This window comes from Pseudoalteromonas sp. BSi20311 (genome assembly GCF_000239875.1).
Lineage (GTDB): Bacteria > Pseudomonadota > Gammaproteobacteria > Enterobacterales > Alteromonadaceae > Pseudoalteromonas.
Window position 1 is genome coordinate 1 of sequence record NZ_BADU01000129.1, and the last position, 540, is coordinate 540.

Below are 540 nucleotides of genomic sequence, written 5' to 3' on the forward strand. Positions count from 1 at the left end.
TATTACGATAAGCAAACTTATTAAAAAACGTACGTAAATGCAAGGAGTTATTATGGAAGATAAACCTATTGACAAAAGTATGTTTGAGTCTTTTTTTGGTTGAATATTCATGGACATTTAAGGGATGTAGCATTGTTGCTTTTGTAATGAGCGTATACATCAGCTTTAATACTAAAGAGTATATTTGGACGCTTCTTATTAATGGTGATTTTAATTCTACAATGTTGGTTATGGTACTCGGTTACTTGTCTGAATTTAGATATCGCTTTATTAAAGAATCAAGAAATAACTGATAGTTGCTAATTCAAATTATATTATTAACCAATAGGGTATTAGAGATGAATGTATTTATAAAATGGTTGATTTTAGCTGCATTAATTATTGCCGCTATTGCGTGTTATTCATACGGTAGCACTACCGGCTTATTTATTTTTATTATTGCGGGCTTTGTTTTTGAAATGGCATTTTGGTTTAAGGTGTTTCCTGTAAAAAAGAAATCATAATGATGGAAGTCGATTTAACTCACAAAAGAAAACTTAT

Annotated in this window: 1 protein-coding gene; it reads left to right on the forward strand. The window is 29.6% G+C overall.

Annotated elements, in window-relative coordinates:
* Positions 1-338 precede the first annotated feature (338 nt).
* Complete coding sequence (locus P20311_RS19150) at positions 339-503, forward strand: hypothetical protein (protein ID WP_008113709.1); 165 nt, start codon at positions 339-341, stop codon at positions 501-503.
* Positions 504-540: the final 37 nt, after the last annotated feature.

Coding starts and splice junctions, on each gene's coding strand:
- P20311_RS19150 (WP_008113709.1), top strand. CDS start 339: ATGAATGTATTTATAAAATGGTTGATTTTAGCTGCATTAATTATTGCC.